Origin of the sequence: Proteus sp. GOKU, from assembly GCF_015475555.1 — a bacterium.
In the GTDB taxonomy this organism is placed as follows: domain Bacteria; phylum Pseudomonadota; class Gammaproteobacteria; order Enterobacterales; family Enterobacteriaceae; genus Proteus; species Proteus mirabilis_B.
Map to the genome: position 1 here is coordinate 3043674 of NZ_CP034105.1, position 24709 is coordinate 3068382.

At 38.7% G+C, this 24709-nt stretch carries 20 protein-coding genes; 18 read left to right on the plus strand and 2 right to left on the minus strand.

Annotated features, from left to right (window positions below; genetic code table 11):
• Positions 1–12 precede the first annotated feature (12 nt).
• Complete coding sequence (gene kbaZ / locus EHE21_RS14075; protein ID WP_194950984.1) at positions 13–1293, minus strand: tagatose-bisphosphate aldolase subunit KbaZ; 1281 nt, start codon at positions 1291–1293, stop codon at positions 13–15.
• 53 nt (positions 1294–1346) lie between these two features.
• Entirely contained in the window at positions 1347–2126 is a 780-nt protein-coding gene (gene agaR, locus EHE21_RS14080) for a transcriptional repressor AgaR (protein ID WP_194950985.1), read from the minus strand.
• Between the two features lie 535 nt (positions 2127–2661).
• Between agaR and EHE21_RS14085 the strand changes: the two genes are divergently transcribed.
• From EHE21_RS14085 to EHE21_RS14170, 18 genes are all read left to right on the plus strand, one after another.
• Positions 2662–3897, plus strand: a complete 1236-nt coding sequence (locus EHE21_RS14085) for an anaerobic sulfatase maturase (protein WP_194950986.1) — start codon at positions 2662–2664, stop codon at positions 3895–3897.
• Positions 3898–3937: 40 nt separating this feature from the next.
• The gene (locus EHE21_RS14090; RefSeq protein ID WP_194950987.1) at positions 3938–5548 is read left to right on the plus strand and encodes a sulfatase; all 1611 of its coding nucleotides are present in this window, start codon (positions 3938–3940) and stop codon (positions 5546–5548) included.
• 54 nt (positions 5549–5602) lie between these two features.
• The gene (locus tag EHE21_RS14095; protein WP_194950988.1) at positions 5603–7078 is read left to right on the plus strand and encodes a DUF2264 domain-containing protein; all 1476 of its coding nucleotides are present in this window, start codon (positions 5603–5605) and stop codon (positions 7076–7078) included.
• Positions 7079–7192: 114 nt separating this feature from the next.
• A complete protein-coding gene (locus EHE21_RS14100; RefSeq protein ID WP_194950989.1) occupies positions 7193–8047 on the plus strand; it encodes a tagatose bisphosphate family class II aldolase in 855 nt (284 codons plus the stop codon).
• A complete protein-coding gene (locus EHE21_RS14105; RefSeq protein ID WP_194950990.1) occupies positions 8044–9015 on the plus strand; it encodes a sugar kinase in 972 nt (323 codons plus the stop codon). Before EHE21_RS14100 ends, EHE21_RS14105 begins: the two co-directional genes overlap by 4 nt.
• The gene (locus tag EHE21_RS14110) at positions 8996–9637 is read left to right on the plus strand and encodes a bifunctional 4-hydroxy-2-oxoglutarate aldolase/2-dehydro-3-deoxy-phosphogluconate aldolase (protein WP_194950991.1); all 642 of its coding nucleotides are present in this window, start codon (positions 8996–8998) and stop codon (positions 9635–9637) included. The genes EHE21_RS14105 and EHE21_RS14110 overlap by 20 nt, the downstream gene beginning before the upstream one ends.
• Before the next feature lie 5 nt (positions 9638–9642).
• Positions 9643–10224, plus strand: coding sequence for a DJ-1/PfpI family protein (locus EHE21_RS14115; protein ID WP_088494865.1), 582 nt, complete (start codon positions 9643–9645; stop codon positions 10222–10224).
• An 877-nt stretch (positions 10225–11101) separates the two neighbouring features.
• The gene (gene tssB, locus EHE21_RS14120; RefSeq protein WP_088494861.1) at positions 11102–11599 is read left to right on the plus strand and encodes a type VI secretion system contractile sheath small subunit; all 498 of its coding nucleotides are present in this window, start codon (positions 11102–11104) and stop codon (positions 11597–11599) included.
• Between the two features lie 23 nt (positions 11600–11622).
• A complete protein-coding gene (gene tssC / locus EHE21_RS14125) occupies positions 11623–13170 on the plus strand; it encodes a type VI secretion system contractile sheath large subunit (protein WP_194950992.1) in 1548 nt (515 codons plus the stop codon).
• Positions 13171–13182: 12 nt separating this feature from the next.
• Entirely contained in the window at positions 13183–14520 is a 1338-nt protein-coding gene (gene tssK / locus EHE21_RS14130; RefSeq protein WP_194950993.1) for a type VI secretion system baseplate subunit TssK, read from the plus strand.
• The gene (tssL, locus tag EHE21_RS14135) at positions 14517–15185 is read left to right on the plus strand and encodes a type VI secretion system protein TssL, short form (RefSeq protein WP_194950994.1); all 669 of its coding nucleotides are present in this window, start codon (positions 14517–14519) and stop codon (positions 15183–15185) included. Before tssK ends, tssL begins: the two co-directional genes overlap by 4 nt.
• On the plus strand, positions 15185–16903 hold the full coding sequence (locus tag EHE21_RS14140; protein WP_228766692.1) for an OmpA family protein: 1719 nt from the start codon (positions 15185–15187) through the stop codon (positions 16901–16903). Before tssL ends, EHE21_RS14140 begins: the two co-directional genes overlap by 1 nt.
• A gap of 22 nt (positions 16904–16925) precedes the next feature.
• A complete protein-coding gene (locus EHE21_RS14145) occupies positions 16926–17417 on the plus strand; it encodes an Hcp family type VI secretion system effector (protein WP_023583757.1) in 492 nt (163 codons plus the stop codon).
• A gap of 353 nt (positions 17418–17770) precedes the next feature.
• The gene (gene tssH, locus EHE21_RS14150) at positions 17771–20443 is read left to right on the plus strand and encodes a type VI secretion system ATPase TssH (protein WP_194950996.1); all 2673 of its coding nucleotides are present in this window, start codon (positions 17771–17773) and stop codon (positions 20441–20443) included.
• Between the two features lie 24 nt (positions 20444–20467).
• Positions 20468–20986 (plus strand): DUF3304 domain-containing protein, encoded by a 519-nt coding sequence (locus EHE21_RS14155; RefSeq protein WP_194950997.1) that lies wholly within the window; start codon positions 20468–20470, stop codon positions 20984–20986.
• Entirely contained in the window at positions 20971–21501 is a 531-nt protein-coding gene (locus EHE21_RS14160; protein ID WP_194950998.1) for a DUF3304 domain-containing protein, read from the plus strand. Before EHE21_RS14155 ends, EHE21_RS14160 begins: the two co-directional genes overlap by 16 nt.
• Positions 21486–22016: a DUF3304 domain-containing protein gene (locus tag EHE21_RS14165; RefSeq protein WP_194950999.1), complete on the plus strand. Its 531-nt coding sequence runs from the start codon at positions 21486–21488 to the stop codon at positions 22014–22016. The genes EHE21_RS14160 and EHE21_RS14165 overlap by 16 nt, the downstream gene beginning before the upstream one ends.
• Positions 22001–24682: a T6SS phospholipase effector Tle1-like catalytic domain-containing protein gene (locus EHE21_RS14170; protein ID WP_194951000.1), complete on the plus strand. Its 2682-nt coding sequence runs from the start codon at positions 22001–22003 to the stop codon at positions 24680–24682. The genes EHE21_RS14165 and EHE21_RS14170 overlap by 16 nt, the downstream gene beginning before the upstream one ends.
• Positions 24683–24709: the final 27 nt, after the last annotated feature.

The following is a 24709-nucleotide window of genomic DNA, read 5'->3' on the forward strand; positions in this document are numbered from 1 at the left end:
GGTTTCCCTCAATTAATGGACATAGCACGCATCGGCATAAACCGATAACACATCACGAATTTTCGCAATAACAAAAGATTCAGGCGATCCGTCAATCATGCCTTCTCTAAATTGGGTAAATTGATAAGGCAGATATTGGCTTAGTAACGGTAATGGAATAGGTTTAATAGATAAGTTATCCATTAATGTGTCGATGGCGGCATTAATCTCAGCATCAGGCCAGTAATAGCGAATACGATCACTAAAACTATACACTCTAGCAAAGGCTTGTTGACGCTCATCACCATGATAGTACTTTTGCCAAAAGCCCGGTTCACGGCACATCAGTTGCTCCATTTTTTCACGTAATTTAGAGCACTGTTCTTGAGGGAATAATGTTTCTTCAATAGAGCAAAGTGCGTATAAACCTTCACGCATTGCAAAAGTTAATGCAGGTCCTACTTTTAAAATGGCAAAGTGATCATGAACTAACTGTTTATAAGCTTCTTTAGTTTGATAATCCGTAGAGTGGGCTTCGAAAACAAGATGAGAATAATCATTTACCACTTGGCTTAATGCTTGTGCTTCTTCTTGTTGATAATCAATGATCCCCGTATGATCAAATTCAACGCCAGGCTGAACAACCAAACCAATCACGCGTTCCCAACAATCACCAATGCCCACATTTTGAAAAGCTTGGCGATGGCACTCTAATGTTTTGCGTGCGGCATCAGGTGAAGTCACTTCAACAGTATCAAGTTCTTCAGCAGCACCGCCCGGAACGGGAACTTCTGTACCAACAACATAAACAATATCACTTGTGCCGAATGTCTCTTTTGCTGTGTTTTCTGCAATCACAGCAAGGCGTGCTGCGCGAGATGCCACAATTTCATCCGTTAAAGGAATTGGATCATCAGCACAAGACATACTGCAATCGAGATGAATTTTTTTAAAACCCGCGGCAACATAATGTGCAATCAACACATCTGCATTTGCCATCGCTTCTTCAGCGTTAAGATGTTGCCAACGATTAGGCCCTAGATGGTCACCACCAAGAATAAGTTTCTCGATAGGAAAACCCACATTTTCAGCTTGTTCAATGACATATTGGTAGAAGTCAGCGGGAGTCATTCCCGTATAACCACCAAACTGATCAACCTGATTAGAGGTGGCCTCAATTAGCAGAAAGGAATCATTATCCAGCGCTTGTAATAGAGCTGCTTCTATTACTAAAGGGTGGGCAGAACAAACAGAATAAATGCCATTCTGTTTGCCTGATTTGTGTTGCTGAACAATCTTTTCTAAAGGATGCATTAAATACTAACTCCATAATCAACACCGGCGGTGTTGCTAATGGAGTTAGCAAATTACGATGCCTTATCGTCGACGATAATCACTTCGATTTTGTGCTCTTTCAGTTCCTGAATATATTCTTCAGGGATACCTGAATCGGTCACTAAGATATCGATATCACCAAATTCTCTGATCATATGACAGCTGCGTTTACTGAATTTCGTAGAATCTGCAACCGCAATAATCGTTTCTGAGATATCACACATTAAACGGTTAAGACTGGCTTCCTGTTCATTGTGTGTGGTGATACCAACGCGTAAATCGAATCCGTCAACGCCTAGAAAAACCTTATCAAACCGGTAATTTCTAAGACTATTTTCAGCTTGTGAGCCTGAAAAAGACAACGCACTTTTTCGCAATACACCACCGGTCATTAATACTTCCACACCTGAGGTATTTGCTAACTCCATTGCGACATCCAGACCGTTAGTCATGACCACTACATTTTCGCGCGACTTTAAATGTGTCGCGATTTCGCGAGTAGTTGTCCCCGAGTCAAGAATGACGGTGTCTCCATCCTTTATCAGCGTTGCGGCAGCTTTCCCGATTAATGTTTTTATGCTCGCGTTTTGCCCACGTTTTTCGTGGATACTCAATTCGGCAATAAATCCTGTATTAGGAATTGCTGCACCATGAGAACGAACGATATAACCATTTTTCTCAAGAAAACTTAGATCGCTGCGGATAGTGACACTTGAGACTTTGAATAATTCAGCGAGATCTTCGACTCTGGCTTTACCTTGTTGGTTTACCATATCGAGGATTTCCATACGCCTCTCAACTGCCGCTTTCACTTTCGTCTCCTTACGAAACCAAAAGACTTTCTTTCGATTGGTTTCGAATGTAGTTTACTACGCCAATTTTTACCGACAATGCAAAAAAACAAAACTTTTGATCTCTTTCACAAAGTTTCGAATCACCATCGATTGCTTACGATTATTTTCGTGTAGCTTCAATAATAGCCTTGAGGCCACCAGTTTCCAATAAATAAAATGATATAACGCAACGCTATACTTATGATTACACCATATATCGCTATATAAAACACAATAATATAGATTTAATACAACTAAACTTCAAAAAATACAGAGTAAAACTTCACTACATTCATTTATTTTCGAAAAACAAATCAAGATAAATAGCTCAAATAGTCAATAAACCCTGAAATAGTATCAAATCGAAAGTATTGAAATCGAAAACCCACACTCTAAACTTTCGAAAATAACTTTCAATTACTTTCGATATTTCGTATTTGTGATTTTAATCTCTTTTGTTTTGATAAATTTTACGTAATGTAACAGGATAAAAAAGAAACTCAGGAAATGACTAATGGCATTAAATCAACCTGCTTATTTTCATATGATGGCAAAACCTACAAGCTACCACTGTAATATTAAGTGTGAATACTGCTTTTATCTGGAAAAAGAAAATATTTTTCAAGATGAAGAAAAAGAGGCTGGTCATATAGTCATGCCTGATGGTGTGCTGCGTCGTTATATTAAAGATTATATTCAATCACACGGTGGCGATCAGGTTGATTTTTCATGGCAAGGTGGTGAGCCAACGCTTGCAGGGCTAGCTTTCTTTGAACAAGTCGTCAAATACCAAAAGCAATTTGCTAACGGCAAAACGATTACAAATAGTGTACAAACCAATGCAATCGCCATTAATCGCCAGTGGGCGCAATTCTTTGCTGATAACCACTTTCTATTAGGCGTTTCAATTGATGGTATTGAAGCCGTTCATGATAAATATCGTATTTCGGTTAATGGAAGCCCTACTTTTGAAAGAGTAAAACGGGCAATTAACCTACTTAACGAGTATGGCGTTGAATTTAATACACTCACTGTCGTTAATGACCAAAATTGGAATAAAGGAAAAGAAACCTATCAAGCCTTAAAAGCATTAGGCTCAACCTTCTTTCAATTTATCCCAATTGTCGAAGTTGATAGACGCTTTCCTCATACTCACGGGGGTCATTACGCTCCGGGTCCCAATGCACAATTAGCGCCATTTTCCGTTCCTGCTGAAGGCTACGGACAATTTATGACTGAAGTGTTTAATGAATGGATACGCCAAGGCGATATTGGAAAAATATACATTCGTTTATTTGATAGTTTGTTAGGCACATGGATGGGATATCCTGCATCAACATGCATTCAATCTAAAACCTGTGGTCAGGCATTGATCATTGAAGCCAATGGTGATGTTTATTCTTGCGATCACTATGTTTATCCCGCCAATAATTTAGGCAATATCCATCAAAATAACCTTGCTCATTTAGCCACTTCAAAACAGCAACAGCGCTTTGGTCAAAATAAATATGACAAACAAACCAGCCTCTGCAAGCAATGTGAAGTACAAAGCTTATGTTATGGCGGTTGCCCTAAACATCGCATTATTGCTATTGAAGGTGAAAAACATCGCCATAACTACCTGTGTCGCTCTTATAAACAAATATTTCATCATACAGCGATAGGTATGCAACTAATGCAGCAAGCCATTTCACGGGGAGGTCTTGCTAGTGATGCGCTTCCTGCAATGAAAAGAAACTACCTAAAGTAACCCCTCTTTTATTTTATCTTGTTTATTCTGGAGACAATCCGTGACCTTACTTTCTGTTAAAAAAAGCCTACTAGCGGGGCTGATTGCTACATCGTGTTTAAGCATTCCAATCTCAGCTAATGCAGGTGGTACGCCTGAAAAGCCAAATATTTTATTAATAGTGATGGATGATTTAGGTACAGGACAACTTGATTTTGTACTGGATACCTTAGATGTTGATGCGTTAGCGCAAAGACCCACACCGCCACGTTATGAAGGCGATATCAATAAAATGGTAGAAGCGGCGCGCATTGCTATGCCCAATGTCAGTGAAATGGCAACAAATGGCACTAAAATGACCAATGCCTTTGTTGCCCATCCTGTTTGTGGTCCTTCCCGAGCGGGTATTTTTACTGGGCGTTCTCCAGCAAGCTTTGGTACTTACAGTAATGACGATGCCATTTTAGGTATCCCCCAAGATATCAAACTATTACCTTCACTTTTCCAAGAAAATGGCTATGCCACTGCCAGTATTGGTAAATGGCATAATGCAAAAGTTATTCGCAAACCGAAAATTAATGAAAGTAAGCAAACTCGCGATTATCACGACAATATGATTTCAACACCAGAAGCAGGTTATGCTCCTCATGAGCGCGGTTTCGATTATGACTTTAGTTATTATGCATCGGGCGTAGCTTTATGGAACTCACCTGCATTTTGGCGTAATGGTGTCAATGTTCCTGCTCCGGGCTATACCACGCATCTTTTAACAGATGAAACATTAAAATTTATTGATGAACATAAAGATAAACCTTTCTTTATTAATCTCTCTTACAGTGTTCCTCATATTCCGCTAGAACAAGCTTCACCCACTAAATATATGGAGAAGTTTGATACTGGTAATGTTGAAGCAGACAAATACTTTGCTGCCTTAAATGCAGCCGATGAAGGGATTGGTCAAATTATTGCAAAGTTAAAAGAAAACGGTGAGTTGGAAAACACGCTGATCTTTTTCTTATCAGATAATGGCGCAGTTAATGAATCGCCAATGCCAATGAATGCAATGGATAGAGGCTTTAAGGGGCAAATGTTTAATGGTGGCGTTAGAGTGCCTTTTATTGCCTATCAGCCCGGTACTATTCCAGCCGGAATGAAAAGTGATGAGATGATCTCTGCACTTGATATTTTACCGACGGCATTACAAACAGCAGGTATTGCTATTCCCGACAATCTAAATGTTGAAGGGAAAAACATCATGCCTTTACTTAAAGGTGAAACAACAAAATCCCCTCACAATTATCTTTATTGGGCCGGCCCCGGTACTAAACATTACAGCGAAGAAAACCAAGAGTTTTGGCACGGATATCATCAATGGATAACCTATCAACGTAAAACACCACCTACAAATCCTAATTTAGAAAAACTCTCTAAAGGTGCTTGGGCTGTACGTGACGGCGAATGGGCACTCTATTTTTATGATGATGGAAAAAATCAGCCTCAACTTTTTAACGATAAAAGTGATCCGGCTGAATCAATCGATCTTGCCAAACAAAATCCACAAAAAGTGACAGAGCTAAAAAATGCCTATTACCAGTGGATCAAGGATAAGCCAAAGCCTGTTCTTTGGAGACAAGATCACTATCAAATACTGGTGGATTCCGCAAAACCTTAATATTCAACTTCCGTTTTGTTTCGCAAGGATGCGTCTTTTTTCTGAGATACGAAAATGGCTATTGAAATTGCATCTTCAGCACGTCCTAAACTCCCTTATGAGCACCCAAATGTAGCAATCTACCAACGCTTATTTAAGGAGAATATCATTCGACGATTGGTCAGAAAATCTGCTTATCGTCGCTATGATAAAACGATTACTGACTTTTTTAATGATGAAAACCAGTCACTTTTTTCTTTATGCGAAATGCTGACACAATATGTCACACAGGCTTTTCATCATTACCAAGTCTGGGGTTACTCTCATGCTTATTATCCCGGAAGCCCGGGGCAACAAACAGCAAGAACTGATGCTCTTGAAGGTGTTAGCAGAGTACTTCCTCTACTTGCTGCATGGACTGTTAGTAGCAAAAAAAGTACGCTGATGGGATTAAATCAGCAACCTTTCAACTTACCTTTAATGATCAAACAAAGCTTTATCCATGGTACTGATCCACTTCATAAAGGATATTGGGGAAAACTCGAAGATTACGATCAGAGAATTTGTGAAGCATCTGATTTAGCGCTTACTCTTTGGATAAGCCGAGAATGGGTGTGGAATACATTAACGCCCGCAACACAACAACAAATTATTGCTTGGTTCGAACAAGTTAATCACTGCAAGATTGTCGATAATAACTGGCATTTCTTCCCTCTTACCGTCCAATTTGTGATTAAAGCACTCACAGGAAAAGACACGATTGCCCATTGGCGCTATGAACGATTAAAAGAGTTTTATGTTGGTGATGGATGGTTTCGTGATGGTGCAAAAGGTAATTATGATTACTACAATGCGTGGGGGTTTTACTATTCGTTGTATTGGCTAGCACAGATTGATCCTCAATTTGATACGACATTTATTACTCAATCACTTAATACCTTTAATCAACACTACCTTTATTTTATGACGCCAAAAGGTATTCCTTTCTTTGGTCGTAGCGCCTGCTATCGCCTTGCGGTTTCTGCTCCATTATTAGCTGGTGTCGATTTACACTGCCCTTCAGTAAAAGTAGGTGAGGCAAAACGCGCCTTTGAAAGCAGCTTGCGTTATTTTATATCTCAAGGTGCATTAAAAAATGGTGCTCCAACTCAAGGTTTATTTACTCATGATCCTCGTTTAGTTGATAACTACAGTGGTCCTGCCAGTAGTTTTTGGTCATTACGCGCCGTAATTATCGCGCTTTATTGCGCTGACCGTATCAATTTATGGCAAACGCCTTCACTACCTTTGCCTATCGAAAAAGATAACTTTCGTTTCGAAATTCCATCTATTCAAGCTTTAGTAACTGGAGTGAAAGCAACACAAGAAGTGAGTGTCATTTTTTGTGAAGATTATACGGAAAAACAAACACCGTTAACTCGCCGTTTAGAAAAACAGACCTTAGCACAAAAAGTCGCTGAAACCGTGATAGGACAGTCAAGACGACCGAAAAACAACTTATTACGCAAAGGGATCACCAGTTATAGCTCTAAAATGGCACATTTTTTCTAGTTGCCTTTCATTTGCTTTCAGTGCGAAGGCAATAAAAATGTGATTTAGATCTTTTACCTTTCTATTTCTTTCGTTTATTATTATTCGTAATTAAACGAAAGGTGAGAGGCAAACATGTATCTGGTTTCTACTCGTAATATGCTCAATAAAGCACAGCGTGAAAATTATGCTGTGCCTGCTTTTAATATTCATAACTTGGAAACCATTCAAGTTGTGATGGAAACGGCAGCTGAGATGGCATCACCTGTTATCTTAGCTGGTACACCAAGCACGTTTGCTTATGCAGGTAGTGATTATTTGATCTCTATTTGTCAGCAGGCTGCAGAACAATATCGTATCCCTGTTGCTCTACATTTAGATCACCATGAAGATATTCCTGATATCTGTCATAAAGTCATTTCAGGTGTACGATCCGCGATGATCGATGCCTCTCATTTTCATTTCGAAGAAAATATTCGCATCGTCAAAGAAGTGGTCAATTTCTGCCATCATTGGGATTGCACTGTGGAAGCTGAATTAGGTCGTCTTGGAGGACAGGAAGATGATCTTATCGTTGATACAAAAGATGCCCTATTCACCGATCCTGATTCAGCGGTACAATTTATCAAAGCAACAGGAATTGACTCATTAGCTGTTGCAATTGGTACAGCACATGGCATGTACAAACATGAACCTCATCTCGACTTTGATCGCTTAGAAATTATTCGTCAAAAAACAGACATCCCTTTAGTACTTCATGGTGCATCCGGTATTCCTGATGCAGATGTGCGACGTTGTATCGATTTAGGTATTTGCAAAGTTAACGTCGCAACTGAACTAAAAATAGCTTTCTCTAACGCAATCAAGCAGTACTTCTTAGATAACCCTGATGCAAGTGATCCTCGTCATTACCTTGTGCCGGGCAAAACTGCAATGAAAGCTGTGGTTGCAGATAAAATTCGTGTCTGTAAAAGTGATGGGAAACTGTGAAGACAAACAAAACTGTCGCCATTATTGGCGAATGTATGATAGAGCTTAGTGGTCAACCTTTTTTACCGCAACAACAACGTTTTGGCGGTGATACGTTAAATACAGCACTATATTTATCACGACTAATCCCTTCATTACATCCTCGCTATATTACTGGTTTAGGCACTGATACTTACAGTGCCTTAATGCAAAAAGCATGGGAAGAAGAAGGAATTAACTGCCAATCTGTTATTACTTTTCCCGAAAAACTTCCTGGCTTATATGCCATTGAAATTGATGCTTTTGGTGAGCGTAGTTTCCACTATTGGCGTAATGATGCAGCGGCACGTTATATTGCGACTGATAGCCGTTTTGCAGCACATCTCAATGCACTTTCTGATAATAGTGTGATTTATCTCAGCGGAATTTCTCTTGCTATTTTAACGTCAGAAGGGAAAGAAGCTTTACTCACGCAATTAACTCGCCTTAAACAGCGTGGGATCACCTTAATTGTGGATTCAAACTATCGATCTCGCTTATGGGATTCAATACCTCATGCACAAGAGTGGTTTGAGAAGCTGTATAGACTTAGTGATATCGCTTTAGTCACGGGTGATGATGAACAAATGCTTTGGCAAAAACCTATTTTGACTGAACAAGAAATAGCACAACGCCTTCATCAATGGGGTAATCAGAGTGTCATTGTCAAATTGGGAGCTAAAGGTGCATTTTGGTCTGAAGGTGAAACCAATGGCTACATTTCACCAAAACCCATTAACTCTGTTATTGATACCACCGCCGCTGGTGACTCTTTTAATGCCGCGTTTATTGCTGCTTGGCTACAAAATCACAGCTTAGCAACGTGCTGTTTATGGGGAAACACCTTAGCAGGGTTCGTCATCCAACACCATGGCGCCATCATTCCTCATGAAATTACTGATTCATTCTACACTCTAATCAAGGATAACCATGACACAGTCAATTGTTGATACTCTTTCATCACTGAAAGTGATCCCCGTGATCCAAATTAATCGCGCTGAAGATGCAATCTGGCTGGGTGAAATCTTAACCCAAAATCAACTACCTGTTGCCGAAATTACCTTTCGTACTCCTGCGGCAGTTAAAGCGATTAAGCTAATGCATGAACATTTTCCTGAACTCATTTTGTGTGCAGGAACGGTATTAACCGCACAGCAAGCTGATATAGCAAAAGAAGCTGGAGCAAGCTTCGTTATCTCTCCGGGTTATAACCCAAGTACGGTCGATTATTGTCTGCATAACGGCATTGATATTGTGCCGGGAATTAACAATCCAAGCCAAATCGAAGTTGCTCTTGAAAAAGGTTTAACCTTACTTAAATTTTTCCCCGCAGAAGCCTCTGGTGGTGTAAAAATGCTCAAAGCATTAGCTGCACCTTATGCTCAAGCCCAATTTATGCCAACGGGTGGAATTAGTTTAAATAACGTGAGTGATTACCTTGCTATTCCACAAGTTGTTGCTTGCGGAGGAAGTTGGATTGCCACAGCTGATACGATTGATAAACAAGATAAAGAAACCATTGTTAATCATATTCAAAGTATCCACTCATTACTAAAAACACATAAGGGATAAATAAAATGAAACAGGTTGCCGTTTTATTAGCTGATGGATTTGAAGAAGGTGAAGCTGTTGTTTTTATTGATATCATGCGCCGTCTTGATATTCATGTCGATGTACTTTCTTGCATGGATACTTTGGTATTAAATACGTATTTTGAAACTAAAATCAGTGCTGATTTTCTATTAACTGAAAAACTGACTCACAGTTATGACGCAATAATGATGCCGGGAGGCCCTAAAGGTACAGATCGTTTATGCGCTAACGAGCAAGTTATTCAATTTATCAAACGCCATATTGCCGAAGATAAATATATTTGTGCGCTATGCTCTTCTGGAGCAAAAGTATTAGCGGCCCACCATCTTCTTGAAGGTCGTAATTACAGCACAGGCGATAAATTGGCAGATAAATATGACGATGGTCATTATCTTGATCAAGATGTTGTTGTTGATGGTAAATTTATCAGTGCAAAAGGATTAGGTGTGAGTTTTGAATTTGCCTTTACGGTGGCTCGCCATTTATTAAGCGACAATACAGAAAAAGTAGACTGGCAAGCGAATCATATTTATTTCAAACACTGGCCGTTAGGTTATCTAAAATAGCTAAATTAATTAGTATTAACGATATAAAGGGGATTAACTCCCCTTTTTTATAACTATTAAAGCCATTCCCTATCACACTAAAAAGGCTAATCTAATGATTAATTATTCTCCGCTTCTTTCTCTCTATGTATACATAAAAAAAACTTTATATTAGTTCATCAAAAAAAGATTATTAACACTTATTTTGTTTAACTTAACGGTAAAAAATACTGTCATAAGTAGATTGATAAATTATTTTTAATTTTATAAATCAGAAATAAAAAATTAAATAAATAATTTTAATTTATGTTTATAAAAATAGTTATTTATTATAAAAATCAGATAAAACAGTAACAATTCGAGATCAATATATTTTAATAATAGTACAAGTAAAAACTTTTTATTCTGACTATTAATACTTAATAAAATAAGTATTAATTACCATAAAATAATAAGTGTAAAATATTACACTTATTTTAATTCACTCTCTTCATTTCTATTTCTTTATTTCCTTTTTTTATTATCCACACACAAATAAAGTAACACCACTTTATTATACTTAATGTTATCAATAAACCTATCTACTATGTATATATACCAATCAAATCAATTAAAACGGCTCAATATAGAAACACACTATCGAATATTTGAATAATATATAAAATAAACATCAAATTATGATGTTTATTTGGAATATATCTCCAGCAATCCTTAATATCCTTTCTTTCCATTTCATTTTGATTTTAGAGATATCTCTTAAAAACGTTAAGATAAATTGATTTATTTAATTTTGTTTAATATAAGGAGGTATGCCTTAAGATAAATTTCTTGGTAGTGAAATTACTTAATATTCCCACTCTCAAGAGATCCTTTATTCGTTTAATACAAGGATTTTATTATGTCAGATAGTTTTCAAAATGAAGTTCCTAAAGCGCGGGTAAATATAAAACTCGACTTACATACAGGTGGAGCACAGAAAAAAGTTGAGTTGCCTTTAAAACTATTGGCCATTGGTGACTACAGCAACGGAAAGGATAAACGCGTTCTTTCAGAAAGAGAAAAGGTCAATATTAATAAAAATAACTTCAACAGCGTTCTTACTGAATTTTCCCCTTCCGTCAACCTTACTGTAAAAAACACATTAGCTAACGATGGTAGTGAGGAAAGCATCAATCTGTCATTTAAAGAGATGACAGACTTTGAACCAGAACAAGTTGCTCGCCAAATACCCCAACTGCGCGCCATGCTGGCAATGCGTAATCTCTTACGTGATTTGAAATCTAACCTCCTTGATAACATCACTTTTCGTCGTGAACTCGAAAATATCCTTAAAGATCCTGCATTAAGTGATGAATTACGCGAAGAGTTATCTCAACTCGCACCGAAAAAAGACTAATTGGGTTTTATCATTACAGGATTATGCTTATGTCAGTTAATAGCGAAAGTATTTCAAAAAGTACAACAACTGTACTTGATGAGCCCGCCAATAGCGGTGTTTACGCCTCTCTCTTTGAGAAAATCAACCTCACACCCGTTTCTCAGGTGAGTGATATTAATATCTTCCAAGACAATAGTGCTCTGGCAGATACAACAGCAAATGAGCGCGTTACTGTTGCCGTTCAAGTTTTTCTCGACCGATTAAAATCTTCAGGTCAAAAAATTGAACGCTTAGATAGAAATCTACTCGATCATCACATCGCTGATTTAGACAGACAAATTAGTGAACAACTTGATGAAGTCATGCATCACGAAGAATTTCAAAAAATTGAATCAGCATGGCGTGGATTAAAATTCTTAGTTGATCGCACTGATTTTCGTCAAAATGTAAAAATTGAACTTCTGGATGTTGCCAAAAACGATTTACGACAAGATTTCGAAGATTGTCCAGAAACGATTCAAAGTGGTCTTTATCACCACACTTATATTGAAGAGTACGACACTCCTGGTGGTGAGCCTATTGCAGCAATCATCTCTAATTATGAGTTTGATCGTAGTCCTCAAGATATTGCTCTGTTACGCAATATTGCAAAAATATCAGCATCTGCTCATATGCCATTTGTTGGCTCAGTTGGCCCTGCATTTTTTGGTAAAGACTCTATGGAAGAAGTCGCTGCCATTAAAGACATCAGCAACTACTTTGACCGTGCTGAATATATCAAATGGAAATCTTTCCGCGATTCTGACGATGCCCGCTACATTGGTTTAACAATGCCTCGTGTTTTAGGTCGTCTTCCTTATGGCCCAGAAACTGTTCCTGTACGCAGTTTTAACTATATTGAAGAAGTAAAAGGCCCAGACCATGAGAAATATTTGTGGACAAATGCGACCTTTGCTTTTGCTGCCAATATGGTTAAAAGCTTTATTAATAATGGTTGGTGTGTACAAATCCGTGGTCCTCAGGCTGGCGGTGCGGTAAAAGATTTACCTATTCATCTTTATGATTTAGGAACAGGAAGTCAGGTCAAAATTCCATCCGAAGTCATGATCCCTGAAACACGAGAGTTTGAATTTGCCAACCTCGGTTTTATTCCGTTGTCTTACTATAAAAACCGTGATTACTCTTGTTTCTTCTCTGCAAATTCAGCACAAAAACCCGCTATTTATGAAACGGCTGATGCAACAGCTAATAGCCGTATCAATGCACGCTTACCTTATATTTTCCTCCTTTCACGAATTGCTCATTATCTGAAATTAATTCAGCGTGAAAATATCGGTACCACAAAAGATCGTCGCTTATTAGAGCTCGAATTAAATAATTGGGTTCGTAGTTTAGTTACTGAAATGACTGATCCAAGTGATGACTTACAAGCCTCTCACCCACTTCGCGACGCCAAAGTGGTTGTAGAAGATATTGAAGATAATCCAGGCTTTTTCAGAGTGAAACTGTACGCCGTTCCGCACTTCCAAGTGGAAGGAATGGATGTGGATCTCTCGTTAGTATCTCAAATGCCAAAAGCGAAAGCATAAGGTGAAGCACGGATGAAAATATACCGCCCCCTCTGGAGTGATGGGGCCTTTTTGGCTCCTCAGCAATTTCAACAACAAGCAAGATGGGATAGCTATCTCATTAGCACCATCGCCAATATGACGATTGCATCAGCATGGGGCGTTATTTGTGCTGAATTTGATGAAAGTGCCTTAACGATTTCTCGCCTTAGCGCACAAAAACTCATCGTTCGTTTTCCCGATGGCACCCTAATTGATACAACGCTGGCTGACAATTTACCGCCAGTCAATGAACTCAGCCATTACTCTCAACATCAAACACTTGATATCGTTCTTGCCTTACCTTTATTGCAAGCCAATGGTGGTAATCTTATGCAAGAGGGACGCTCTGATAGACCACAACAGTTCTATCAAGAGTGGATGAAAGTCCAAGATTTAATTGGGCAAGAACAAACTGACATCGCTGTATTACGACATAGTATTACTTTGCGTTATGCCCATGAAGAAAATAGCGCATATATGACTTGCCCTGTTGCTCGATTAATTCGTAATGCACAAGGTGCATGGGAAATAGATAAGCATTTTATTCCCCCATTATTAAGTTGTAGTGCAAGCCCTGAATTAACCATATTGTTTTCAGAATTCATGCACCGCTTAGTCGCAAAGCGCCGTCGCCTAATGACTATGCGTCGCGAAAATAATGAGCAAATGGCAGATTTTGCGGTTGCTGATGTCTCGCTTTTTTGGCTACTAAATGCGATTAATAGCGCTGAACCAGTATTAAGCGAATTACTATCATCAATGGGGCGCCACCCTGAACTTCTTTATCGTGAATTAGTACGTTTAGCGGGTGCACTACTGACATTTTCACTCGATCATGAAAATGGTGATATTCCTCTTTATCAACACTCATCCCCTGAACAGGTTTTCCCACCTTTATTTAGCTTACTTAATACCCTATTAGAAGCGAGTTTACCTTCACGTGTGATTAGTATTGCGCTTGATAAAGAAGGACCTTTCTGGCGTGGTGAACTGCATGATCCTCGCCTACGCGAAGACGCCGATTTCTATCTTTCCGTGCGTTCTGCGTTGCCAGCTCATTTATTGATCACTCAATTTCCATTGCTTTGCAAAGCAGGTAGTAATGACGATGTTGCCAGTGTGGTTAACGTGGCACTTAACGGTATTCCATTACAACCGTTAACACATGTTCCTGCGGCTATCCCTCTGCGTTTAGAAAATCACTATTTTGCCCTTGAGCTTAATAACCCAGCAGGTCAAGCCATGTTGGGATCAGGTCACTGTGCCTTTTATGTACCGGGAACATTAGGTGAAATTCAACTCGAACTTTTTGCGGTGCTTCGCTCATGATAACGAATACAAGAACAGCTAAAAATAACATGATTGATATGCTTTTTGCTGATACTTGGTTAATGGTATGTCAGCTACGCCAAGGTGCCGAAATTACTGATGGTAAAGCGTTCTATCGGCGCGTCTGTGAACATATTGATAAAACACGCCAACAGCTCGTAGAAAAAGGCTATTCCCAATCAGCCATTGAAAACATGCTTTATGCACAATGCGCTTTAATTGATGAAAGCGTGATGAACCGAACTGAGCGCGATGATGGTTATTTACAGTGGATACAATCTCCATTACAAGCTAAGTATTTCAATACGTTAGAAGCTGGCGACAAACTGTGGGATAGGTTACGTGATCTATTAAATGAACCCGCACCCAACAATGATGTACTTATCTGTTTTCACCGTGTGATCACTCTGGGTTTTGTTGGTAAATATCGCCAAACCGATGCACCCGAACGAGAACAAATTATTGAGTTACTTAATACTCAACTTCCCGCCTATGCACTATCAAGTGATTTACCTTTAGTGATGAAACCCAAACATCGAATGAATCGTCGCCATATTTATTGGCTTGGTTGGTTTGGGGGAATTGTGGTGATTGCAATGCTGTGGTGGGGCTTTTCTGTGTCATTAGAAAATTTACTTCAACAATGGGTAACTCAAGGAAAGTGATGCAAAAAAATAGGATAAAACAGTGTATTACATTGTTTTCAGCAAGCTTATTATTGTGGTTGCTTTGGGGATTTTGGTCTTTTGGTAAAGAGATCTCCTTTTTTCTGACGGCCTTTATTTGTATCGTCACACTGACTTTATGTGTTTGGTTTTTCCGCCAACAAAAAAGTGCTCCTTACCTTAAAGATGCACTTACAAGCCAGCTTCCTCCTGATAACTATCAAGGTGCAGTTATTATTGTTTGTGGTCAATCACAAGCTCTTTTTCATGAAAATCAAACCTATCGAGAGACAGCTAAAGGTTGGTATATTTGTGCCTCTTCTCCTATCGATTTGATCAACATCACTCAACATATTGTTGATATTGCTCCCTTACAATTACGCCAATTGTCACTGTTATACGCCTTATTACCTGAACAACAATTACAACAAGAAGAAGTGACTCAAGAAACACTTAATTGGCGTCGCGCTATTCATGAAAGCAATAAAAAAGCAGGTAAAACATTACCTTTTTGGGTGACGCTTTATCTTAACTCCCCAGTTAATTACCTCAATTCACATTTTGATGACACTACACCATGGATAACCTATTTAAGTGACCAACCAGAATTACTGGTTATCTCTGACAATCTAGCGACCCAACCTGTTTCAACATGGTTATCACAAAATACTGAACAAACCGAAAACCAGCTCACCATGGCACTTTGGCTTGATCAATTACTTGCTTGGTTAAAAAGTGAATTTATTCCTTTGCTTACTGTTGCTCAATCTGGTGCTCCAAGCCTGATCCCTGTTGCTTGGGCAATGCAATTTACGACCGTACCTACCATTTCAGATAACAGCTGGGCTCAATTTATTCACCATAAAACCACGTTATCTCCGACTATTACCAAAGCATCAAATAACAGCGACGAATTACCACTACCAGACATTGTGATTAATAAACTTTCTCACGATGTCAATTTACTAAAAATAGAAACGACCTTTGGTGTTGTTGGCGTAATTTGTGGGTTATTTCTTATTGGTGCTCTCTCTGGTAGCTACCATCATAACAAGCAATTAATTTACGATAACAGTCATGATATCAACCACTTTAAAAGCATTACTGATGAAAATTTAGAACCTAAAAAAGTGGCTTATCAACAGTTACTTTCAGATGCAACGTTTCTCTCTCATTGGCAACGAGAAGGTATTCCTGCTCGCTACTCTTTAGCGTTATATCAAGGCAATAACATCTTACCTTATTTGCACGCCTTGCTTAGTTCATGGGCTCCACCACTGCCACCAGCTCCTATCATCGTGCAAGAAGTTCCTGAAATGGTGACGTTAGATAGCCTTGCCCTCTTCGCATCGGGTCAATACGAATTAAAAAATGAGGCCACCAAAGTACTTGTTGATGCGCTTATCAATATAAAAGCCAAACCAGGCTGGTTAATTGTCATTTCAGGGTACACCGACAACACCGGTAATCCTGATTTAAACCAAAAACTTTCTCTTAAACGAGCTGAAGCCGTGCGTGATTGGATGATCAAAACCAGCGATATCGCACCATCTTGCTTTGCAGTGCAAGGATATGGTCAGCATCAGCCTGTTGCAGACAACTCAACACTCGATGGTCGGGCTCGTAATCGTCGAGTTGAAATTCGCCTGATACCTCAAGCTGATGCTTGTCAGGTATTAGCTGATGACCTTACGCCACTGAAGGATGGTGGCAACTAAACCTTAGAAAGGAGATGTAATTATGGCTATTCCTGTATACCTCTGGTTGAAAGATGACGGTAATGCGGACATCAAAGGTTCTGTTAATGTTCAAGATCGTGAAGGCAGTATCGAAGTCGTCGCTCAAGATCACAACTTGTACATTCCAACAGATAACAATACTGGCAAATTAACCGGTACACGTATCCATACTCCATTTATCTTCGTAAAAGAAATTGATGCATCCAGCCCGTATTTATACAAGGCGGTTACAACTGGGCAAACGTTGAAAAAAGCAGAGTTTAAGTGGTATCGCATCGATGATGCAGGTCAAGAAGTTGAATATTTCAATACTACGCTTGAAAACGTCAAGGTAGTCAAAGTGGCTCCTAAGATGCACAACATCAAAGATCCGACTAAAGAAAAACACAATCACCTCGAAGAAGTTGAATTGCGTTACGAAAAAATCACTTGGACTTACAAAGACGGAAATATCATTCATTCAGATTCATGGAATGAACGCGCTACTGCGTAAAATCGAAACAAACAGGCGGTTAACCGCCTGTTTTAACTACCAATTATTGTAAAGCGTTATAACTCAAAATTTAACAAATAAATACTCTAAATAGTTCGAGGTGTAGCTAGGCGACAAATGAATGAGTTGCTAGGAGCATACAAAAGTATGTGACTAGCACGAGTGAGTGCAGTCAACAACGCTACAACTTGAAATATGACGAGTATCAGAAGTATGTGACTAGTGCGAGTGAGCATAGTCAACAACGCTACAACTTGAAATATGACGAGTATGCCTTATGAGCCTCGGTCTACGGCTAAGGGCGGTAGCGTACCTAAATTCCCTCAATAGGGACTTCATTACTGGGAGAGAACATGGAAAATCAATCTGTCATGCTATTGCGTCGGTTAAATCCTTATTGTGCAAAAGCGCTAGAAGCGGCTGCCTCATTATGCCAAACCCGTGCCCACGCAGAAGTAACTATTGAACACTGGCTATTAAAAATTCTAGAACTTGGTGAAAGTGATATCACTGTATTAGCACGTCGCTACGAATGGGATTTATCTGCACTTTGGCAAAGCTTACTTGATGCGATTGATAAATTGCCCCGCTCTGTACGTAGCCGACCTCAATTATCCAAAACCTTATTAGAATTAATTAAAAATGCATGGGTCATTGCTTCTCTTGATGAAGATATCGAACAAATCCGCAGTGTGCACTTATTGCATACGATGACTAAACAACCAGCATTAGTTCCACTTGATGCACTTTGGCCTTTAATGACATTAGGTGAGACACAACTACAACGATTAAGACCTCTACTTGATGCTCAATCTGATGAAAGGCCAGAAATTCAACAATTAGCTTCACATAATCATTTACCTGAAGCCCCCCTTGCTGAAAATAATGAAACCAATACTCCATCTTCAACGACAGATAACGCCGTAATTGGTCATACTCTTAGTGATGCATTACAGGCGGTATTAAATAAATTCACTCTTGATGTGACAGAAAAAGCGCGACTGGGTGAAATTGATCCTGTATTTGGTCGAGATGATGAAATTCGTCAAATGGTCGATATTCTCTCTCGTCGCCGTAAAAACAACCCTATTCTTGTTGGAGAGCCCGGTGTAGGTAAAACCGCACTTGTTGAAGGATTAGCATTACGTATTGCTGAAAAAAATGTTCCTATCAGTTTACAAACTACCTCATTACGCACTCTAGATTTAGGTCTATTACAAGCGGGGGCGGGAGTAAAAGGTGAGTTTGAACAGCGTTTAAAAAACGTTATCGATGCCGTTCAACAATCACCCTCACCAATTCTACTTTTTATCGATGAAGCGCATACAATTATTGGTGCAGGTAATCAAGCCGGTGGTGCCGATGCCGCTAACTTATTAAAACCCGCATTGGCTCGCGGTGAATTACGGACTATCGCGGCAACCACTTGGTCAGAATACAAACAATATTTTGAACGTGATGCTGCATTAGAACGTCGTTTTCAAATCGTTAAAGTTGACGAGCCTGATGATGAAAAAGCCTTTTTAATGTTACGAGGATTAAAATCCCGTTATGCCAAATATCACGGCGTACACATCACTGATGATGCAGTAAAAGCAGCCGTCACCTTATCTCGTCGTTATTTAACGGGTCGCCAACTTCCTGATAAAGCTGTTGATTTACTTGATACTGCCAGTGCGCGTATTCGAATGAGTTTAGACACCTTACCTGAAGAACTCACCCGTATTAAAGCCAAACGTTATGCACTTGAACTAGAACAAAAAGCGATACTTGATGACATCACTATTGGTAATTTAACCAATCAAACCAAGTTATCTGATTTATCTTCTCAAGATGCCCAATTAGCACTTCAACTTGAAGCCTTAGAACAGCGTTTTGAGCAAGAAAAAGAGATTATCTGTCAGCTAATTGAAAGCAGACAAGATCCCGAAAATACCGCAACATCTGCACTGTTACAGCAACAACTCTCACAATTACAACAAGAAGCACCACTTTTAAACCCTGATGTAGACGTTCGCACAGTGGCAACGGTTATTGCTGATTGGACAGGCGTTCCACTTTCAAGCCTTCTTAAAGATGAACAAATCGGCTTGTTAGAGCTAGAGAGTAACTTATCAAAATACGTTGTTGGACAAGACAGTGCTTTACTCGCATTAGCACAACGTCTGCGTGCATCTAGAACAGGATTAGTGTCTGAAAACGGTCCTCAAGGCGTATTTTTATTAGTGGGTCCAAGTGGTGTAGGTAAAACAGAATCAGCCATTGCGCTGGCAGAATGTCTGTTTGGCGGTCAAAAATCCCTAATCACTATCAATATGTCTGAATATCAAGAAGCACATACAGTCAGCCAATTAAAAGGCTCACCTCCAGGTTATGTTGGATACGGTCAAGGTGGTGTATTAACCGAAGCAGTAAGAAAACGCCCTTATAGCATTGTGTTATTAGATGAAGTTGAAAAAGCACATCGCGATGTTCTAAATCTTTTCTATCAAGTATTTGATAGAGGCTTTATGCGTGATGGTGAAGGTCGTGAAATTGATTTTCGTAATACCGTTATTTTAATGACTGCAAATTTAGGCAGTGATTATTTAATGCAACAACTGGAAGAGTCACCATTAAGTACAGATAGCGATTTACAAGAGACACTGCGCCCTATTTTACGTGACCATTTTCAACCCGCACTACTGGCTCGTTTCCAAACATTAATTTACCGTCCTCTTGATGCAACGGCACTACGCATTATTGTTGAGATGAAATTAAAAAATGTGATCAAGCGACTTTACACTCACTATCGATTAACAGGTATTGTCGAAGAAACTCTCTACGACACCATTGTAGATGCCTGTTTATTACCAGATACAGGTGCGAGAAATATCGATAGCCTGCTTAATCAACAAATTCTCCCTATTCTTAGCCAGCAACTCCTTTTACGCCAAGCCAATGCTGAAAAATCACAATATGTCATTTTAGGTTTTAATGAAGAAGAAGGTATTACATTGAGTTTTAGTGATGAGTTGCCAAACTAACAATAACTAAGATCTATCGCCAAAATGACTCGTAAAACGCTCACTATAATTATTTTCACATTCATCGTTATTGTGGTGAGCTCACTGTTTTTCCCCAAGAAAAAACCACAAGATGACTACCTTGCTGGGAATTTACACGGGTTTAATCATGTCAAAGGTACTTCTGTAAATTGGTTTATGGTCAATGGCTATTATGGCAAAGGGGGTGGCGGAACCTGTTGTATTGTCGTGCCCGCCAAATGGACGCCGAATCAATGGGTCAAAGTGGAATGGGAGGTCGATCCCGATGCTTACCCTGGTGATATTCCTAAATTTAATGATCCTTACTACAAAGAATATATGAGGTTACATAAAGCCAATTACCGTCATTATAGCAAAATGGTAGAAATTCCCGAATATGACGACCCCTGTGATGTGAAAGTGCATTTTCTTCCCTGCCAAGAGGTTCGGATCACATTATCTTGTTATTCCCCAGGACACCCTAATTACCCTATTTCGGTTCCAACAAAGATGGAGGAGCCTGCAATATGCTCGAAAAAATAACCCGTAAAAAAGTTATTGTCGTTGGTGTTATTCTTACCATTGTTGCTGTGAGCTCACTGTTGTTTCCCAAGAAAAAACCACAAGATGACTACCTTGCTGGGAATTTACACGGGTTTAATCATGTCAAAGGTACTTCTGTAAATTGGTTCATGGTCAATGGATATTATGGCAAAGGGGGTGGCGGAACCTGTTGTATTGTCGTGCCCGCCAAATGGACGCCGAATCAATGGGTCAAAGTGGAATGGGAGGTCGATCCCAATGCTTACCCTGGTGATATTCCTGAATTTAATGATCCTACTTACGATGAATATATGAAGCTACATGAAGCAAATTATCGTCGCTATAGCAAAATGGTAGAAATTCCTGAGTATGACGATCCTTGCGATGTTAAAGTGCATTTTCTTCCCTGCCAAGAGGTTCGGATCACATTATCTTGTTATTCCCCAGGACACCCTAATTACCCTATTTCGGTTCCAACAAAGATGGAGGAGCCTGCAATATGCTCGAAAAAATAACCCGTAAAAAAGTTATTGTCATTGGTGTTATTCTTGTCATTGTTGCCGTGAGCTCACTGTTTTTCCCCAAGAAAAAACCACAAGATGACTACCTTGCTGGGAATTTACACGGGTTTAACCATGTCAAAGGTACCTCTGTAAATTGGTTTATGGTCAATGGCTATTATGGCAAAGGGGGGGGGGGAACCTGTTGTATTGTCGTGCCTGCCAAATGGACGCCGAATCAATGGGTCAAAGTGGAATGGGAGGTCGATCCCAATGCTTACCCTGGTGATATTCCCAAGTTTAGCGATCCTTACTACGATGAATATATGAGGTTACATGAGGCCAATTACCGTCGTTATAGCAAAATGGTAGAAATTCCCGAATATGACGACCCCTGTGATGTCAAAGTGCATTTTCTTCCCTGCCAAGAAGTCAAGATCACCTTGTCTTGCAAATCATGGGGACACCCTGACTATCCAGTCAATGAACCCGATGATATGGAGGAACCAGAAACATGTCCAAGCAAGTAAACTCCATTTTTATTGAAACTATAGAAGCAGAAGCCACTAAAGCTATTTCAACCATAAGATCACAAGGTGATCCTTGTTGGGCTCCTCCCTTATTTCCTAAAGATGGGCGCTTAGAACTTACTCAGAAACAAATTCGTGATAATCATGAAAAACTAACAAATAAAGAAATAGAATATTATCAAAACGCTAAAAAACAAAAAAAAGCGTTATGTTGTAAAACATTACACGTGAGTTTATTTTTTGATGGTACAAATAATAATAATTATAATGATACTGAGGCGTCAACTCCACCTCATCCCTCTAATGTTGCTAAGCTTTATCATGCCTCTTCTCCTGAAAAGAATGAAGTTAAGAATAAGGGTTTCTATAGTTATTATATTCCTGGTGTTGGTACCCCTTTTCCAGATATCGGCACTGATGAGTACTATTCTGATGGATTAATTTTTGCAACCGGTGGCGAAGCTCGAATAAGTTGGGGATTAATTCAAGTTTGTGATGCTATTTACCATGCAGTAACCGGTGATGGTCTCTCTTTAGCAGATAAACGAGCCTTACTTAAAGAAATGAGTACAGATTTAAATTTTGAATCAATGATAAATACCGATCTAGACTCTACTGATACTTTTTATGGTGCCACTGGAGCCGCCGCTATGGGTAGCCTAGGATTAATCGTTGGTTCCGCATACAGTAAATTTAATAAAACCTATAATCCCGTCAAACCATTAAACGATTTTCTTAAACCTTTAAAATGGAAAATATCTAAAGTAAAACCGCATATTGTCGCTTTAAAAATTTACGCTTATGGATTTTCTCGAGGTGCAGCAGAAGCACGTACTTTTGTTTACTGGCTTAATCAATTTTTAAATTATCATTTTGAAGAGTTACCTCACGCATGGAAAAAACCGTGTCCTTTGGGAACCATTTATAGTTTACCTGTTTCCGTTGAATTTCTAGGTTTATTTGACACTGTTGCCGCAGTGGGGTTAGCTAATGTAGTACCTGGTGCTACAGGACATAATGGTTGGGCAAGTGGTACACAGCAGTTGCCAAAGTCGTCACTTGTCAAAAATGTTTGTCATCTTGTTGCCGCCCATGAACAGAGACAATGTTTTACTGTTGACTCAATTCGGGCACCTGAAGGCCATTATCCCTTGAATTCTGTTGAAGTCATTTACCCAGGAGTACACTCTGATATTGGTGGAGGTTATCCACCAGGCGACCAAGGTAAAGCAAGGAATCACCATAAAGAATTATTATCACAAATCACATTACATGATATGTATGCAGCGGCAATCGATGCAGGAGCACCATTAGCGATTAGAGAAGATATTCTTATACAATTACCAGAAATTAAAAATGAATATTCTTTTCGGATAATATCTCAATCAACTCTAAAAGAATTTGCAATATCAGAAGATTTAGTTAATAAATTCAATTCTTGGCGAAACTATACTTTACCTGAACAGTTTGCTTTATCTAATCATATTACTGCTACTAGTAATGAAACCTTATGTTTTATACCTCCACGTTTTGTCATGAGTACTTTAGAATATGCTATGGAAATTCAGCTTATTTTAATCACAGCCTGGAGAATTGGCCGCTATGGTACAAAACAAAGTGAAGAAATTAATTTAACGTATCAACCATTTTTTACAAATGCACCGCAACACCCTGACATTTCAGTCGAACCTTATAATGCTAAATTTTCAAGACAAGCTACAGCTGTGTTAGCTCTAGAATATGAGAAAAAAGCAAAAGATATAGCTGAGAAAACATCACTCAGAGATAAAGAAAAAAAGACAATAACCGACCTTTCTAATTGGAAACCAAGTGATAAAAATATAGGGCCACCACTTTTTGATGCAACAAATGCTAGAGGTCAGTTATGGGAGGCATCTTTAGAATTTAAATTTGAATTAGAAGATTTAAAAGGAGTATCCAGACCTACACCTCTAATAAAAATAAACCAAAAATCAAAAGTAGAATGTCAACAAGAAGCACAATGGTTTAAAAAAGTACATGGTGAAAGCTCATCAATATACCAAACAAATCTAGAAAAATGTCAAAATGCCCCTGAAATAACATTTCCATCTGACGTTATATTAAAATCAGATTTACTAAAAGCATTTCAATCTACTAATAAGCTTGTTTACATAGCTACAACTCAAGATGAAAGGCAAGAATACTTAAGCTTAAAAGCGATTAGTAGTATCATATTTAAAAAAATAATGTCTTTATCAATGAGAAAAATAACTCAAGATGTAGACCTTAAAAACGTTATTAGTTTGCTTGATGATCAAATACATGATTCCCGTGCATGGTTTATGCACTCTGAAAGTGGTATTCGTGAGCCTTTTAGTAGTTATTTTTTATCAAGAATGATCTACTTTGGTTACAAATCAAATAAATCAATGCAATTAATTATGCAACCTGAAGGAACATCTAGTTATTTAGATACAATAATACTACTAGGTATAGCATATAAACCTTTATATGGAATTATATTTGTAGACTTATCGACAGGAAAAGAAACTCCTATAGATATAACTAAACTCCCTCCTCCAACATATTATTTAGTTAATCAAATATCAGAACTTATTAAGCAACAAAAAAAAGAAGAATTAAATAATACTATGCAAGATTTACAAGTAATTATTGAAAAATAATATCTACAATTATTAAACGTTATTATA